13 protein-coding genes and 1 tRNA gene are annotated in these 16,693 nt (G+C 61.8%); 7 read left to right on the forward strand and 7 right to left on the reverse strand.

From position 1 onward, the window contains the following. Positions 1-91: 91 nt before the first annotated feature. Positions 92-460: a sirohydrochlorin chelatase gene (locus HV670_RS00660; protein ID WP_175102700.1), complete on the forward strand. Its 369-nt coding sequence runs from the start codon at positions 92-94 to the stop codon at positions 458-460. An 88-nt stretch (positions 461-548) separates the two neighbouring features. Here the strand turns inward: HV670_RS00660 and cobA are convergent, their stop codons facing one another. The 6 genes from cobA to HV670_RS00690 all read right to left on the reverse strand — a co-directional run bounded on the left by cobA (position 549) and on the right by HV670_RS00690 (position 7,087). Beyond that, the gene (cobA, locus tag HV670_RS00665; RefSeq protein ID WP_175102701.1) at positions 549-1,361 is read right to left on the reverse strand and encodes a uroporphyrinogen-III C-methyltransferase; all 813 of its coding nucleotides are present in this window, start codon (positions 1,359-1,361) and stop codon (positions 549-551) included. 45 nt (positions 1,362-1,406) lie between these two features. Further along, the gene (locus tag HV670_RS00670) at positions 1,407-2,720 is read right to left on the reverse strand and encodes a sulfate adenylyltransferase subunit 1 (protein ID WP_175102702.1); all 1,314 of its coding nucleotides are present in this window, start codon (positions 2,718-2,720) and stop codon (positions 1,407-1,409) included. Between the two features lie 20 nt (positions 2,721-2,740). Further along, entirely contained in the window at positions 2,741-3,703 is a 963-nt protein-coding gene (gene cysD / locus HV670_RS00675) for a sulfate adenylyltransferase subunit CysD (RefSeq protein ID WP_175102703.1), read from the reverse strand. Positions 3,704-3,887: 184 nt separating this feature from the next. Next, positions 3,888-4,730, reverse strand: a complete 843-nt coding sequence (locus HV670_RS00680; protein WP_175102704.1) for a phosphoadenylyl-sulfate reductase — start codon at positions 4,728-4,730, stop codon at positions 3,888-3,890. Next, positions 4,727-5,260 (reverse strand): DUF934 domain-containing protein, encoded by a 534-nt coding sequence (locus HV670_RS00685; RefSeq protein ID WP_175102705.1) that lies wholly within the window; start codon positions 5,258-5,260, stop codon positions 4,727-4,729. The genes HV670_RS00680 and HV670_RS00685 overlap by 4 nt, the downstream gene beginning before the upstream one ends. Positions 5,261-5,419: 159 nt before the next feature. Further along, positions 5,420-7,087: a nitrite/sulfite reductase gene (locus HV670_RS00690; RefSeq protein ID WP_175102706.1), complete on the reverse strand. Its 1,668-nt coding sequence runs from the start codon at positions 7,085-7,087 to the stop codon at positions 5,420-5,422. A 241-nt stretch (positions 7,088-7,328) separates the two neighbouring features. On the opposite strand from HV670_RS00690, the gene HV670_RS00695 reads away from it, so the two are divergent. The 5 genes from HV670_RS00695 to HV670_RS00715 all read left to right on the forward strand — a co-directional run bounded on the left by HV670_RS00695 (position 7,329) and on the right by HV670_RS00715 (position 14,116). After that, positions 7,329-8,270 carry a CysB family HTH-type transcriptional regulator gene (locus HV670_RS00695; protein ID WP_175102707.1) on the forward strand — a complete coding sequence of 314 codons (942 nt, stop codon included), beginning with the start codon at positions 7,329-7,331 and terminating at the stop codon, positions 8,268-8,270. A gap of 207 nt (positions 8,271-8,477) precedes the next feature. Then, positions 8,478-9,593, forward strand: coding sequence for an ABC transporter substrate-binding protein (locus HV670_RS00700; RefSeq protein ID WP_175102978.1), 1,116 nt, complete (start codon positions 8,478-8,480; stop codon positions 9,591-9,593). Positions 9,594-9,882: 289 nt separating this feature from the next. Further along, positions 9,883-9,967 (forward strand) — tRNA-Leu (locus tag HV670_RS00705). 667 nt (positions 9,968-10,634) lie between these two features. Continuing rightward, positions 10,635-12,491: a phospholipase C gene (locus tag HV670_RS00710; RefSeq protein ID WP_175102708.1), complete on the forward strand. Its 1,857-nt coding sequence runs from the start codon at positions 10,635-10,637 to the stop codon at positions 12,489-12,491. A gap of 170 nt (positions 12,492-12,661) precedes the next feature. Continuing rightward, the gene (locus HV670_RS00715; protein ID WP_175102709.1) at positions 12,662-14,116 is read left to right on the forward strand and encodes a cytochrome-c peroxidase; all 1,455 of its coding nucleotides are present in this window, start codon (positions 12,662-12,664) and stop codon (positions 14,114-14,116) included. 136 nt (positions 14,117-14,252) lie between these two features. Here HV670_RS00715 and HV670_RS00720 read toward each other — a convergent pair whose 3' ends face one another. Beyond that, on the reverse strand, positions 14,253-15,296 hold the full coding sequence (locus HV670_RS00720) for a PDDEXK nuclease domain-containing protein (RefSeq protein WP_175102710.1): 1,044 nt from the start codon (positions 15,294-15,296) through the stop codon (positions 14,253-14,255). Positions 15,297-15,730: 434 nt separating this feature from the next. Between HV670_RS00720 and HV670_RS00725 the strand changes: the two genes are divergently transcribed. Then, entirely contained in the window at positions 15,731-16,693 is a 963-nt protein-coding gene (locus tag HV670_RS00725) for a substrate-binding domain-containing protein (RefSeq protein ID WP_175102711.1), read from the forward strand.

Below are 16,693 nucleotides of genomic sequence, written 5' to 3' on the forward strand. Positions count from 1 at the left end.
CTCTGAATCGATACTGACCCTGCACTGGGCGGTCCGCCGAGGCCGCTCAGCCAATCCGCATTTGAATCTGAGGACGCACTGGAAACACGCTATGGCGCACGGCATCATTTTGTTCGGCCATGGGGCGCGCGACGCGCGCTGGAAGGCACCGTTTGAAAGGCTCGAAGCGCTGCTCAAGCATGCGCATCCGGGGCCGGTGTCGCTCGCGTTTCTTGAACTGATGGATCCCGATTTGCCGGCCGCCGTCGACTCACAGGTCGCGCAGGGGTGCGAGCGGATTACCGTGATTCCGGTTTTTTTCGGCCAGGGCGGTCATCTGAGGCGTGATTTGCCCGAGATCGTCGAGCAATGCCGCTCAAGCCACCCTCAGGTGGATATCCGCTGCACCGGCGCGGCTGGCGAGGATGAAGGCGTACTCGCGGCCATCATCGATTTCTGTCTCGACCAGACGCGCGACTAGCCCTTCGGGCAGTCGGCGAACTCAGGCACGCAAGTAAAGCGTAGCGACGCACGCAGGGTGCGCGCGGCTTTGCGTGCGTGTGTCTCGCTCAAGCGGCGCGCTGTCCCGCTTCGCCAGCCGGTGTTGGCCCGGCGCTATCGGGCGCATCCGCCTCCGGCACGGCACCATCGCCCTGCTCGTTTCCGACCTGCGACGCACGCGCCGCGAAGGCCGTACCGATCATCACGAGGCTTGGCTGTGTCGGATCGAGCCAGATCTGCGCCGCGCCGCCGGCAAGCTCGGCGAGCGTCAGCGTCAGCGTCCGCTCCCGCTTCGTGCTGCAGGCTTCGACCAGGGCAACGGGCGTAGAACCGGCACGGCCCGCATCGATCAGCTCCTGCGCAATGGCTGGAGCGCTGTCGCGTCCCATATAGAACACCAGCGAGTCGGCCGAGGCGCTTTCGCGAATCTCGTCGCTATCCGGCGCCCGGCTGTGGGTCGCGAACGCGACGCTGCGCGCGACGCCGCGCAAGGTCAGCGACCGCCGTAGCGTCGCCGCGCCGGCAAGCGCCGCGGTAATGCCCGGCACGATCTCGTATTCGATCCCCGCCGCCTCGAGCGCGCGCATCTCTTCATCGGCACGCCCGAACAACATCGGGTCGCCGCCCTTGAGCCGCACCACCACCGCGTGCTCGCGCGCCGCATCGACCAATTGCTTGTTGATGAAATGCTGGGCGGTCGAACGTTGACCGCACCGCTTGCCGACTGCAATCTTCTTCGCGAGCGGGGCGAGTGCGAGCATGTCGTCTTCGATCAAGGCGTCGTGCAACACCACGTCGGCCTGGCCCAAAAGCCGTGCACCACGCACCGTGATGAGGTCCGCTGCACCAGGGCCCGCGCCAATCAAATACACCTTGCCCATATTCCTGTCCTGTCGATGCGTCTCTAGTTCGAGCCTGTGCGGCTCTCAGGCTGAAAACGCACGAATCATGCCGGCCGCCACCGTATGGTTGGTCGCTTCGTCGATCAGCACGAAGGCACCGGTCGCGGGCTGTGTCTCATAGACATCGGCAACCACCGGCTTCTGCAAGGTCAGCGAGACCGCCCCGATATCGTTCATCGACAGCGACTGCCGGTCGCTCGCCTGCAGGAGCGTTTTCACGTCAAACACTTCGCGAACCGCCGAGACGCGCGCGAACACCGTGTTGCTGGTCTGCTTGAGCAGGTACTTACGCTGCATCGACAGCGGTTCCTCGTCGAACCAGCAGAGATCAGCATCGAGCTTGCGCGCGGGCTGCGGCGCGTCGCCCGGCGCGACGAAGGTGTCGCCGCGCGAGACGTCGACGTCCTCGCTCAGGCGCAGCGTCACGCACTGGCCCGCAAATGCGCGGTCCACCGATGCCGTACCGCCCGTGACCGGTGCGACGATCTCGGCGACCGTCGCTTCCCGATTGGCGGGCAATACGACAATCGTGTCGCCGACGCTGACTTCGCCGCTCTCGACCCGGCCCATATAGCCGCGGAAGTCATCGGCCTGATGACCGTCCTGGCGTGCGACCCATTGCACCGGGAAACGCAGCGCATGTTGCGCGCGGCGAACCGGCAGCGCCTCGAGCAATTGCAACAGCGGCTCCCCCGCGTACCACGGCATCCGTTCGCTCGCCTGCACGACATTGTCGCCCTTGAGCGCCGAGACCGGCACGAAGCGCACATCGGCCAGCTTGAGGTGCGCGGCGAGTTCGACATAGGCGTCGCGGATCTCGTCGAAACGCTGCTCGCTATAGTCGATGAGGTCCATCTTGTTGATTGCGACGATCACGTGCTGCAAGCCCAGCAGCTTGACGATCGCGCTATGGCGCTTGGTCTGCGCGAGCAGTTCGGTCTTGCCGTCGACCGTCGTCACGCGCGTCGGGTCGATCAGGATGATCGCCGCATCGGCTGTCGACGCACCGGTCACCATATTGCGCGTGTACTGCTCATGGCCCGGCGTGTCGGCGATGATGAACTTGCGGCGCACCGTCTGGAAATACCGGTAGGCGACGTCGATCGTGATGCCCTGCTCGCGCTCGGCCTCGAGGCCGTCGGTCAGCAGCGACAGATCGATTTCGTCACCGAGCGTGCGCTTGTTCTTCGCACGCGAGAGCGCCGAAAGCTGGTCGGACAATACCGCCTTGCTGTCGTAGAGCAGGCGCCCGATCAACGTGCTCTTGCCATCGTCGACGCTGCCGGCGGTAATGAAACGCAGCACGCCGAGGTCTTCAGTCTGATTCTGGATACTCATGATCTTTTTCCCTGCGCGGCTTAGAAATAGCCTTGTTTCTTGCGTTGTTCCATCGCGGCTTCGGAGGTCTGGTCGTCCATCCGTGTCGCGCCACGCTCGGTGATATCGGTGACCGCAGTCTCGGCGATGATCGCGTCGAGATTGTCGGCATCGCTCTCGACGGGGCAGGTGCAGCTGATGTCGCCGACCGTGCGGAAGCGGACCGTCGCGACTTCGCTCGTTTCACCCTCGCGCATCGGCGTGAGATTCGTCACGGGCACCAGCAGGCCGTCACGGCGCACGATCTCGCGCTGGTGCGCATAGTAGATCTGTGGCAGTTCGAGCCGTTCGCGGGCGATGTATTGCCAGATGTCGAGTTCGGTCCAGTTCGAGATCGGGAACACACGCAGGTGCTCGCCCTGATGGAGGCGTGCATTGAAGATGCTCCAGAGCTCGGGGCGCTGGGCCTTCGGGTCCCATTGGCCGAATTCGTCGCGGAACGAGAAGATGCGCTCCTTCGCGCGAGCCTTCTCTTCATCGCGGCGCGCGCCGCCGATCATCGCGTCGAAGTGATGTTCGGCGATGGTTTCGAGCAGCGTGACAGCCTGTACGGCATTGCGCGAATCGGTTTCGCGGCGCAGGCGCACGGTGCCCCGCTTGATCGAATCCTCGACATGACCGATCACGAGGCGCGCACCGATCTCGGCGACGCGGTGGTCGCGGAACTCGATCACTTCCGGATAGTTGTGGCCGGTATCGATGTGCACGAGCGGGAACGGCAGTGTGGTCTTGCGGCCGCCGCCGAGGCCGAAGGCCTTCAAGGCGAGGTGCAGCACGACCACCGAATCCTTGCCGCCCGAGAACAGCAGCGCCGGATTGCGGCACTCCGCGACGAGTTCGCGCAGAATGTGGATCGATTCCGCTTCGAGCCAGTCGAGATGGTCCATCTTCTGCGCAGCGATATTCGATTCGGTCTTTGCCGGTGCGTTGAGCTCGGTGCTCATAATTCGGTCCTTCGTTTGCGTGAGCAGCGCCGCGGAGGCGGCTGGGCTCGTTTGCTCATTACGGCGACGGAGCGCGGCTCCGTCGCTGGGATCATATGGCGGCGTGCCTTCCGGGTTTCAATCGGGGGCCCGCTTGTCCGCTTGTCATCTGCTTGCGCTAGATGCCTCGCCTGCGCCGCGGTACTCAGCTCGCCGGCAAAACCGACGACTGTGATTCAGCAGGCACGATCGTGATGTGCAGCCCGCATTCCTTCGTATCGCGTGACTCCCACCACCAGCGGCCCGCACGGCTGTCTTCGCCGGGACGGATCGCGCGCGTACACGGCTCGCAGCCGATGCTCGGATAGCCCCGTGCATGCAGCGGGTTCACCGGTACATCGAAGTGCCCGAGATAAGCCCAGACATCGGCCTCGGTCCATTCGGCGAGCGGATTGTATTTCTCGATGCCGCGTGCCTCGTCGTGCTCTTGCTCATGCAGCTCGGTGCGCGTGACCGACTGCTCGCGGCGCTGCCCCGTGACCCAGGCTTCGAGACCTGAGAGCGCGCGATTGAGCGGCTCGACCTTGCGAATACCGCAGCATGATTTGCGCAACTCGACACTGTCGTAAAACGCATTGAGGCCGTGATTCTTCACATAGGCCTCGACCGCCGCGGGGTCAGGCAGCCACTGCTCGATTTCGTAGCCATAGCGCTCGCGGACCCGGTCGAGCATGCCGAGCGTCTCGGCGTGCAGGCGGCCCGTGTTCAGCGAAAAGATGCCGATGCCGAGCTTGCGGGAGAGGATCGCGTGAGTCAGCAACATGTCTTCCGCGGCGAGGCTGCTCGCGAGCTTCACACGCTTGTGACGGCCCGCGATCGCATCGAGGCGTGCGTCGAGGCGTTCGATCTTTGCGAGCAGTTCAGCGCTCAGCGGCGCGCCTGCGTCGACCTTGGCCGACTGACCGGCAGCCGTACTCGCTGTCGGCGCACGCAGCGCCGAACTCGGTGCGGACAGTTCGCTGAGCTCGCTGCCGGCGCGCGTGCTCATGCGGCCGCCCCGGCTGCTCCGCGACGGCGGAACAGCGGCAGCTTCTCGTCGTTCGCGGTCTGATAGTGGACCGTCAGCTCGCCGAACGCGCGCAGCGCGTATTGAATGTCCTTGTCCGCACGCAAGGCAAATGCATCGAAACCGCAACGGCTCAGATACGCGAGCTGGTCGTGCAGCACGTCGCCGATCGCACGGATCTCGCCCTTGTAGCCGTACCGTTCGCGCAGCAGGCGCGCGATGCTGTAGCCACGGCCGTCGCGAAACACGGGAAAGTCGATCGCGATCAGCGCGATCTCGTCGAAGTCGACGACGAGGTCGGCCGGTTCGTCATCCGGGGCGAGCCAGACGCCGATCTGCTGCTTTGTGCGAACGCCGGGCAGCGTGTCGCGCGAGGCCTTCCAGTAACTGAATGGCACCAGTACCTTGCCGGCCGGCAGCGCGTGCGGGGGCGGCAAGCTGCCGTCTTCGGCAGCGCGCACGACAAGCCAGTCGTCGTCGACAATCGCCTGGTTCTTGATGATCTGGGGCATAGCTATTCTTTTCCAATGCGGCGGGCGCCCGTCGGGCTGCCCGCCAAAGTCTTGCATTCCCGCTCGGACGCCTTGCTTCAGGTGCTTCGAGTCAAGTGCTTGGCCAGACGCCTTGACTCGGGCACCCTGCCGCAAGCGGCCTCTCTCAGGCGTTTTCGCTCAGGCGTTTTCAGTATCCCGTGCGTAGACCCGTTCCTTGAACGGCGCGATCCCGATGCGCTGATAGGTATCGATGAACAGCTCGTCGCCGTTGCGATGCGCGACAAACGTCTCGATCACCTTCGACACCACATCCGGCATCTGCTCGGCCTTGAACGACGGGCCGATCACACGTGCGAGCTTGGCACCCTCGCCTTGCTCGCCGCCAAGCGACACCTGGTACCACTCGGCGCCATCCTTGTCGACGCCGAGCACGCCGATATTGCCGACGTGGTGGTGACCGCACGAATTCATGCAGCCCGAGATATTCAGCGACAGTTCACCGAGGTCGTAGACATAGTCGAGATCGGAGAAACGCTCCTGGATCGCCAGTGCGATCGGAATCGACTTCGCATTCGCGAGCGAGCAGAAGTCGCCACCCGGGCACGCGATGATGTCGGTCAGCAGGCCGATATTCGCGGTCGCGAAATTCTGCGACTTCGCGAGTTCCCAGACCGCATACAGATCGCGCTTCCTGACGTCGGCGAGCACGAGGTTCTGTTCATGCGTTACGCGAATCTCGCCAAAGCTGTACTGATCCGCCCAGTCGGCCACCGCGAACATCTGCGCGGAGGTCGCATCGCCCGGTGGGGCGATGCCCGGCTTGAGCGAAAGCGTCACGCTCGCATAGCCACGCACACGGTGCGGGCGCACATTGCGCTCGACCCAGCGGGCGAACTGGCGATTCTCGAGCAGATGCTTTTCGTAGACCGGATCGGTGTCGGTGAGCTTTTCGTAGGCCGGCGGCGCAAAACCCGCTGACACACGTTCGAGCTCTTCCTGGGTGATCGTCGCAGGGCCATCCTTCAGGTGCGCCCATTCGGCTTCGACTTGTTCGGCGAACTTCTCCGGACCGAGCGCCTTCACGAGGATCTTGATCCGCGCCTTGTAGATATTGTCGCGCCGGCCGTAGCGGTTGTAGACGCGCAGCACCGCCTCGGCATACGTCAGCAGGTGTTGCCAGGGCAGGTTTTCCTTGATCACCGAACCGATGATCGGGGTGCGGCCGAGGCCGCCGCCCGCGAGCACCCGCGCGACGACCTGGCCGTTCGCGTCGCGGCTCAGATAGACGCCCAGATCGTGGATCAGCACGGCGGCACGATCCTGTGCCGTGCCCGAGACCGCGATCTTGAACTTGCGCGGCAGCCAGGCGAATTCAGGGTGGAATGTCGACCATTGCCGCATGATCTCCGCGTAAGGCCGCGGATCGACGATCTCGTCGGGCGCCACGCCCGCGAACTGGTCGGAAGTGATATTGCGGATGCAGTTGCCCGACGTCTGGATGGCGTGCATCTGGACATCCGCGAGCTTGCGCAGGATGTCCGGTGTCTTTTCGAGCTCGATCCAGTTGTACTGGATGTTCGTCCGCGTCGAGAAGTGGCCGTAATCGCGGTCGTAGTCGCGCGCGATCTCGGCAAGCGTGCGCATCTGGTCGCTGCGCAGATGCCCGTAGGGAATCGCCACGCGCAACATGTAGGCGTGGCGTTGCAAATACAAGCCGTTTTGCAGACGCAGCGGCCGGAACTCTTCCTCCGACAGCTCGCCCGACAAGCGCCGGCGCACTTGGTCGCGGTACTGCTCGACCCGTTCGTCGACGATGGTCTGGTCGAACCGATCGTATTGATACATGTGGGCAACCTCAGTTTTTGTTCGTCCGCCGCGTGCAACCCGTATCGCACAACGGCTGGGATCATCTCAATTCAGTCCGGGAGCAAGGAGAGACCTGCGTCTGCTGCCCGCGTTCGGACGAAATGCTCATTTGCAAATGACGATTGCAGCTATCGATATTGGAAAAAGTGCGTTGATCGTAATAAACTCGCTTTATATTTCAAACGACTGAATTTTTCTGTTGATATGCCGCGAGGTTATTATGAATCTGCACCAGTTCCGCTTCGTTCGCGAAGCCGTCCGGCAGAACTACAACCTGACGGAGGCTGCCAAGGCGCTGTACACCTCGCAGCCTGGGGTATCGAAGGCGATCATCGAGCTCGAGGACGAGCTTGGCGTCGAAATCTTCACCCGGCACGGCAAACGGGTCCGGTCGCTGACCGAGCCCGGCAGGATCATTCTGGTCTCGGTAGAGAAGATCCTTCAGGAAGTTGAGAGTTTAAAGCGTGTTGGAAAAGATTTCGCGGCCCAGGATCAGGGGAACCTGACCATCGCGGCCACGCATACCCAGGCGCGCTACTCTCTGCCCCTCGCGATCGCCGAGTTCAAACGACGATTTCCGAAGGTGCGGCTGTCCATTCTGCAGGGCAGTCCGACCCAGGTCGCCGAGATGGTGCTGCACGATCAGGCCGATGTCGGCATTGCGACCGAGGCCCTGTCGGGCTACAAGGATCTCGTGTCACTGCCGTGCTTCCAGTGGTATCACGTCGCGGTTGTCCAGCCTGATCACCCGCTGCTCGAACGGGTCAATGTGACGCTCGATGATCTCGCGCACTATCCCCTGATCACCTATGACCCCGCGTTTGCGGGGCGTTCGAAGATCAATCATGCGTTCGCGCTGCGCAACCTGACGCCGGATATCGTGCTCGAGGCGATCGATGCGGATGTGATCAAGACCTATGTCGAACTGGGCCTGGGGGTCGGGCTGATGGCCGACGTCGCGTTCAATCCCGAACGGGACCGGCATTTGCGGTCGATCCCGGTCGGGCATCTGTTCGGCAGCAATGTGACGCGCATCGCGCTCAAGCAGGGGGCGTATCTGCGCTCCTATGTGTATACGCTGGTCGAGTTGTTGTCTCCGACCCTCACGCGCAAGCTCGTCGAGCAGGCGCTGAAAGGGGACCATGAAAACTATGAGCTCTGATACAGAGACAGGGCGTCGAGGTCTTTTCTGGAGTGTTGGATGAGTATCGGGAAGCGATGGGGCGGGATGGCGGGAAAGAGGCAGGACAAAGAATGCGGGTCTGAGAGGGGGCATGCGGCGCCCTCCCCGTCGGGGTCCAGGCTCGGGGCGAAAGCGACGGCGGGAAGGCTCCGCACGCTCGCCGGCACGGCCGCACTGGTTGGGGCGATGTGTGGATCCGGGGCCGTCCATGCGCAAGTGGTGACCGTCGGCATCGATCTGTCGACGACCGGGCCGGCCGCTTCGATTGGCCTTTCGAGCCAGAAGGCGATCCAGATGTGGCCGAAGAAGCTTGGCGGCTGGGGCGTCAAGTACATCGTGCTCGACGATGCGAGCGATCCGGGTCAGGCGGTGCGCAATATCCATCGCTTCCTGAGCGAGGACAAGGTCGACGTGATCGTCGGCCCGAATGTGACCTCGGCGGCGCTCGCGGTGCTCGATCCCGTCGCGACCGCGGGAACGCCGATGATCACGCTCGTCGGCTCGGCCTCGGTCGTCGAGCCTCAGGCCGGCTCGCGGACCTGGGTATTCAAGATGGCCCAGAACGACGGCGCGATGGCCGACGTGATGACCCGCTATATGAGCAGCCATGGCGTAAAGACCGTCGGTTTCATCGGCTTTGCGGATGGCTATGGGGACAGCTGGTTCAAGGAATTCAGCAAGTTCGCCGAGCTGCGCAAGATCAAGATCGTCGATGCAGAGCGCTTCAATCGGACCGATACGAGCGTGACCGGCCAGGTCCTGAAGGTGATGTCCACCCATCCCGACGCGGTGCTGGTCGCTGGCGCGGGCACGCCATCCGTGCTGCCCCAGCTTGAACTCAAGCAGCGGGGTTATCAGGGGCCGATCTACCAGACCCACGGCATCGCGACCCCGGAATTCCTGAAACTCGGCGGGAAAGACGTCGAAGGCACGTTGTTTCCGACACAGCCGGTCGTCGTGGCGAAGTCATTGCCTGCGGATCATCCCGTCAAGAAAGTTGCGAGCACCTTCGTTTCGCAATACGAGACCACCTTTGGCGCTGGCAGCGTGACCCAGTTCGCGGGGGACGCGGCTGGGGTGTGGCCTTTGCTGAACAACGCGGTCGGGCGCGCGGCGAAGATCACCTCACCGGGCACCGGGGCCTTCCGGGCCGCGCTGCGCAATGAGCTCGAGCAGACGCATGAGCTTGTGGTGCCCAACGGGATCGTCAATATGAGCCCGCAGGATCACGTCGGCCTCGACCAGCGCGCGAGCGTGATGGGTGAGGTCAAGGACGGGCGGTTTGTCTATTTGAGCAACTAGTGCGTTTGCTTGCTGATCGGATCCGTTGCGCGCACCGCGGGTCCAAATTGGCGGCTTCGTCCAGCTAGGGTTGATGAGAAAAAAGATGTGGGTCGGTGAGCGCACCCTGCAGGGCGCTTGCCGGGCGGATGCCTTTCCGCCATAATCTCGCTCTTCCCGCGCCGCCGCTGGCACATCAGCGTGTCGGGCCGGTGGGTGCAGTGACCAGGTTATAGATCGTTCGGCGCATTTGAAGAATGCTCCAAACCAGTTTGAACGGAACCCTTGGGCGCAAGCCGAGGGGTTCATAGCCCGGGTGGTGAAATTGGTAGACGCAGGGGACTCAAAATCCCCCGCCGCGAGGCGTGCCGGTTCGATTCCGGCCCCGGGCACCAGTGCAGGCCCTTCCAGTGATGGAAGGGCCTATTTTTTTGTCTGCGAAGATGCTAGAGCCTTGCAGTAGCATGCCGATCCGAGCAGCAGCAAAACGGTACCTCCCTCAAAGCGCGGTCACGCCATCCGGACTTCCCTCAGCAGGTCAAGGAGGTCCGTTCATAGGGCACCGAACCCATCCACTCACTCAGGGTACGTACGCTCCAGCGCTCCAGGATGTACATCTGAGCGTAATGTCGCTGCAGGGGCCCTGAAGGGGCAGCAGCGCGACGAAATGGGTCACGCTCAATTGTCGTGACCATGTCGCGACATAGCTTCGTCCGAAAAAAGCGCGCTGTATGGCCGATTCACGATATCGCTGATACGACGGACACCTTGAAATAAGTTCAGCTAAAGACACGCTTTTTTCCCCACCTGCTTTCATTTTTTTGCCCCCCAGCCTTTCCCTTCCATATCAATTGCTTACGCTTTTGTTCTACGTCGCCTCGATCGTTTGAAATGCAAATGAATGGATAAATAATATTGCCGAAAGATATCCGCCCCTAAATCGTAATATCGCGATGGCTCAATGCCCCCAGTTTCAATGTCGTGCCAGAACCATCTCTAACAACATCCCAGCACCCTCCACCACATTTGGAAACGCTGAGAAGCGAATCTGGAGCCCGTTACATGTCCCGTAAAGCCCTTTTGCCCATCCCGTTTGCTGCCGCACTGCTCGTGCTCGCAGCATGCGGAAGCAGCAATAACAACCCGCCGGCCGCGACGACCCCGAGCGCCACCGTATCGCCACAGGACTCCGTGGCTACGGCGACGCCGATCAAGCATCTGGTCGTGATCTTTGGCGAAAACATTTCGTTCGATCACTACTTCGCGAGCTACCCGAACGCCAAGAACTTCTCGGGTGATCCGACGTTCACGCCTCTGGCGAACACGCAGACGGACATCAACACCCTGGCGTCCAAGGGCATTCTCGGTGCGACGAACCCGAACGCACTGCCTGGCTCGCCGAACCTCGCAACGGCTGCTGTGACGATCAACGGCGTTCAAGTCCCTGCGCTCCTGACCGGCACACCCGCCGCTCCGCTGACGGTGGCCGACGCGACCCCGTTCCGTCTCGACCGCTCGCAAGCCAATACGAAGAGCCAGAACCACAGCTACACGCCTGAACAGCTCGGTGACCACAACGGCTTGATGGACGCGTTCCCGATGTTCACGGCTGCTAGCACCACCATGGTGGGCTCCACGGGTGCCTTCGGTTCCCAAGGTCAGGTGCTCGGCTACTTCGACGGCAACACCGTGACGGCTTACTGGAACTACGCGCAGCATTTCGCCATGAGCGACAACGCGTGGACGGATACGTTCGGCCCGTCGACTCCCGGTGCGATTGAAGTGGTGTCAGGTCAGAACAATGGCCTGACCCTCGCCGCCAACCTCTTTAATCCGGCCATTACGACGTCGACCAACGCGATCAGCGATGGCAACGGTGACAACAGCATGACCGGCGATCTGGATCCGACGACCGACGACTGCTCGATCCAAGCCCAGGTAGCCGGAGGTGGCAATACCACCAACCCGACCGCGATGATGAAGGGCAAGAACATCGGCGACCTGCTGAACACGAAGGGCCTGACCTGGGGCGGCTTCATGGGCGGCTTCGACCTGACGATCACGAACCCCAATAACACCACAGGCTGCAAGCGTTCGACGTTCTCCGACATCCTCAACGCGAACTCGAGCGACTACGTTCAGCACCATGCGTGGTTCCAGTACTACAACTCGACGGCGAACCCGCACCACGAACGTCCGACGTCGACCGCGTTGATCGGCTATACGGATCCGAAGGACACCACCGGCACGTCGCCGGTTCACCATCAGTACGACAGCAACGACTTCTTCACGGCCGTGTCGGCAGGGAACTACCCGTCCGTCAGCTTTCTCAAGGCACCGTCTGTTGGCGATGGTCACCCCGGCAACTCGGACCCGATCGACGAACAAGGGTTTGTCACGAAAGTGGTCAACTTCCTGATGCAACAGCCTGACTGGAAGAACACGGCCGTGATCATCGCCTACGACGATTCGGATGGCTGGTACGACCATCAGGCACCGACGCTCACGAGCGCTTCGAACGACAACTCCACGGCCATCAGCGCCGGCGGTGTGACCTTCGCGGGCGCTGACCAGTACGACAGCGCCGGTTCGTGCGGTATGTCTGTCGCGACACGACCCGTCGGTCTTGCCGGCGCGCAGGTCAACGGTCGCTGCGGTCCGGGTACGCGTACGCCGTTCATCGTCATCTCGCCGTATGCGAAGGCCAACTACGTTGACCACACGCAGGTCACGCAAGCATCTGTCGTGAAGTTCATCGAGGACAACTGGCTTGGTGGCACACGGATCGGTAACGGCTCGTTCGATAAGACGGCCGGCGACATCAGCGGCCTGTTCGACTTCACCAAGGCTGGCTCGAACCCGACGCTGTTCCTCGACGAGGCGCAAGGCACGGTCCTGTCGGCTGCCCCGGCGAACTGATCGACGCTGTAGATCCTCGCTTCGACGTAGTTCCGGATCGCATGAACTCGCGTTCATGTGACCCGGAACACCGAGCAAGCACGCTGTAGTGTGGGTTTCGAGCCGGTACGCCAAACGTACCGGCTCGATTTGCATTTATCGATCTTCATTGCATCACTGCCATCGCCGCCATGAACCTTCGCTCGAACGCTGCCACGCCCCCCCTGCCATCCGGTGGCAAATCCGGTCCCGGCGCGGCCAAAAGCTCGTCGCTTCGCCCGCTCAAATGGGTCGCATCCTTTGCTGTGCTTGCGCTGATCGCGTATGCCGCATTTGCGCTTGTCCACCCGGAGCGCACACCCGAGGTGATCGGTAACGTCGTCGAGAACATCACGGGCGCCAATCCGGCGCCGGTCGAACTGCGACGGCCGCCGGTTCGACCGCTCAGCGCGATGGCATTGCTCGGCCAGCAGATTTTCAATGACCCGTCGCTGTCGGCGTCGGGCAAGCAGTCTTGCGCCTCGTGCCACAGTGCGGCGCACGCGTACGGACCACCCAACGACCTGTCGGTCCAGATCGGCGGCCCGCATATGGCGTCCGTGGGCTATCGGCCCGTGCCCTCTCTCACCTACCTGTATCGCCAGGCACCGTTCAGCATAGGCCCGGACGCCGGCGACGCGGATGGCGCGGCACCCGTCTCACTCGATCAGCTCGCCTCGGCGGCGAAAGGGGTGCAGCGCGCCGTGAAGACGGCGGGTGTTGTGCCGGCCGCGCCCGCGATCGTGCCGCAGGGCGGCCTGTTCTGGGACGGTCGCGCGAGCACGCTTCAGGACCAGGCCATCAGTCCCCTGACCAATCCCGTCGAAATGGCGAACGCGACAAATGAAGATGTCGCGCGCAAATTGCTGCAAACGAAATATCTGGGCCAGTTCGTGAAATTGTTCGGCCAGTCCATCCTGAACGAGCCCGCTCTCCTGCTCGCCGAGGCGATGTTCGCGGTCGGCCGCTACCAGATTGAAGACCCCTCGTTCCATCAGTTCACGAGCAAATACGACTACTGGCTCGAGGGCAAGGCTCATCTGACACGGGCCGAACTCCATGGCCTGCAGTTGTTCAACGACCCCGACAAAGCGAACTGCGCAGGTTGCCATCTGAGCAAACCGTCTTCCGACCATCTGCCCCCCCTGTTCACCGACACGCAGTACGAAGCGCTCGGCGTGCCGCGCAACATGAATCTCCCGCAAAACAAGGACCCGAAGTTCTACGACATGGGGGTATGCGGCCCATTCCGGGACGACATCAAGGACCAGACGCAATTTTGCGGCATGTTCCTGACACCGACACTGCGTAACGCGGCGACCCGGCACGTGTTCTTCCACAACGGTGTCTACCATGACCTCAAACAGGTCATGGATTTCTACAATCTGCGCAACACGAACCCGGAAAAAATCTATCCGAGGGATGCGTCGGGCAAGGTTGAGAAGTATGACGATCTGCCGGCCCAGTATCACGCGAACATCGATGTCGCAGATGCGCCATTCGACCGCAAGTTCGGTGACAAGCCCGCGATGACCGAGGATGAAATCAACGACATCATCGCGTTCATGAAGACGCTCGACGACGGGTATCGCGTCAGCGGGTCCTGAGGAGTCTGTCCGGCTGGAAGCACGAAGGGCTGCGCGATGGAACAGCGCAGCCCTTTTTGTTGGATCGTTGAGTGTGCTCTATTTTAGTGTCAAGGATGTCGCAAGGTCGCACACGCATAAGTCGGACGCCAACGAGTCAGTCCCTGGTACGTCGTTCAATTTGTAGCTGGGCGCGAGCAGCGGCCTGCTTCAGCCTTTCAGCAAGCAACTCACGCGGAGGCAAGGTCGTCAGGTATTCCGCGACATGGATGCCAGACTTGTCTAACTCCAGCAACTCAATCTGCTCGGATTTCTTGCCAGTGCAGAGAATGATGCCTAACGGCGACGCTTCATCAGGTTCACGTTCGAACTTGTCGAGCCAGCGCAGATAGAGTTCCATTTGCCCCTTGTAAGCCGCCTTGAATTCGCCCATTTTTAGCTCGATGGCAACCAGTCGCTGGAGCTTGCGGTTGTAGAACAGCAAATCGAGATGGAAATCTTCCCCGTCTAGTTGGATGCGCTTTTGCCGGGCGACAAAAGTGAAGCCAGTTCCCAACTCCAGGAGGAAGCCTTCCATTTCCCAGATAATGGCGGCCTCGAGATCGTCCTCCTGCCATGTGTCTCGCAGGCCCAGGAAGTCGAGAATGTAAGGGTCGCGCATAACCAAACCGGGCGACACGCGCTGAGCATCGCGCAAAGACGCTAGTTCTTCGGAAATCAGAGCCTCGGGCTGCTGAGAAAACGAGGTCCGTTCGTAGAGCATCGAACCAATCCGCTCACGCAGGGTACGTACGCTCCAGCCCTCTAGGCTGGACATCTGGGCGTAATATTCCCGTTGGAAGGGCCCCTCCAGTGGCAGCAGTGCGACGAAATGGGACCAACTCAATTGTCGTGACAGTGTCGCGACAATTGCTTCGTCCGAAAAGGTGCTGGCGAACTGCACCATTCGACGCAGGTTCTTTTCCGCGAAACCCTTGCCATACTCTTTTACCAGTTGCGCTGCCAGCATCGGCAGAACTTCGTCACCATACCCCGCGCGTTGGCCTGACAGAATCCGTGTATGGATGCGCTGGCCGACACGCCAGAACAGCATCGTCAATTCGCTGTTGACCACCGCCGTGACGCGCTGACGTGAGGCTTCGATCAATTCTCGGATATCGCCTAACAGCGTCGAGACCCCCGATATTTTTCGCCCGCTCATGACATGACATCCTTTGTTCTACCGCCGAGACCAACGAGCGGGCCGTCCTCGGCGGAACAGCCCGACCGCGGCGAGATGGGCGGCGTCGCGTACCGCAGCGCATGCGTAGTTCGATGCAACTTATATTTTTGCCGGAAAAGGATTGCACTCGAATACCCAACCGCATCGGACAACGTGCCGAGATCAGTCGGAAGTACACCGGGGTGCCCGACGGCAATCAAAAGGGTGTTCGGCGTCACCGCGCAGCCTCTTTCAGTTGGATCGTCCCTCAGCCTGCGGCCGCGCACTCGCCCCCCGTGCGGGTAAGTCCCACTTCATTCCCCCCAACGCGGCAGCGACATTGCAATGTCGCTTCGCCAGGCGTGGCGCAATGCACGCCGAACGAACGGTTGTTCACTCGAGCGCATCGCCGGTGCGCATAAAAGGAGAGACGGATGAACCGCAATCGACGTCTGATCACCAGCGCCCTGCTGGCTACCCCGTTCGCGGGCCTCGCACTCGATCTCAACAAGGCATGGGCGCAAGGCGCTGCGAAAAAATACCGGTTCGGCTTCTCGCAGGTCACCACGCTCGAACCGTGGCGCGTCCAGTTCAACAAGGACATGAAGGCCGAAGCCGCCAAGCATCCGAATGTCGACCTCGTGATCGCCGACGGCGGCGACCGCACGGACAAGCAAAACGCCGACATGGAGAACTTCATTACGCAGAAGATGGACGCGATCTTCATCTCGCCGAAGGAGTCGGCCGGCCTCACGGGCGTGACCGAAAAGGCGTTCAAGGCGGGCATTCCCGTGTTCGTGCTCGACCGCCCCGTCAACGGCGATGCCTACACGCAATTCATCGGCGGCGACAATGTCGTGATCGGGCGCGAAGCCGGCAAGTTCATCGTCAAGGAACTCGGCGGCACGGGCAACGCAAAGGGCAATTTCGTCGAGGTCTGGGGCGGCTTCGGCACGCAGGCGTCGCACGACCGGCATGATGGCGCGTTCGAGTCGATCGGCAAGGAACCAGGCATCAAGGTGCTCGGTCAGCGTGTCGACTGCGACTGGAAGCAGGACAAGGCCTATGACTACATGAAGACCGTGCTGCGCGTGAACCCGCAGATCGACTTCGTGTTCGCGCACAACGATCCGATGGCCTATGGCTCCTATCTCGCTGCCAAGGACGCGGGCCTGGAAAAGAAGATCAAGTTCGTCGGAGCCGACGGCTTGCCCAATGAAGGCGCGGTCTGGGTCCAACAGGGTGCGCTGACCGCGACGTTCGTCTATCCGACGCCAGGTGCCGAAGGGATCCGGCAGGCGCTCAAGCTGCTCGGCGGTGAAAAGATCGAGAAGAAGATCCTGCTGCCGACGCAAGGCATCTTCGCCAGCAATGCCAAGCAGTTTGTGGCGAGCTGA

The organism is Pararobbsia alpina (genome assembly GCF_902859895.1).
Taxonomy (GTDB): domain Bacteria; phylum Pseudomonadota; class Gammaproteobacteria; order Burkholderiales; family Burkholderiaceae; genus Pararobbsia; species Pararobbsia alpina.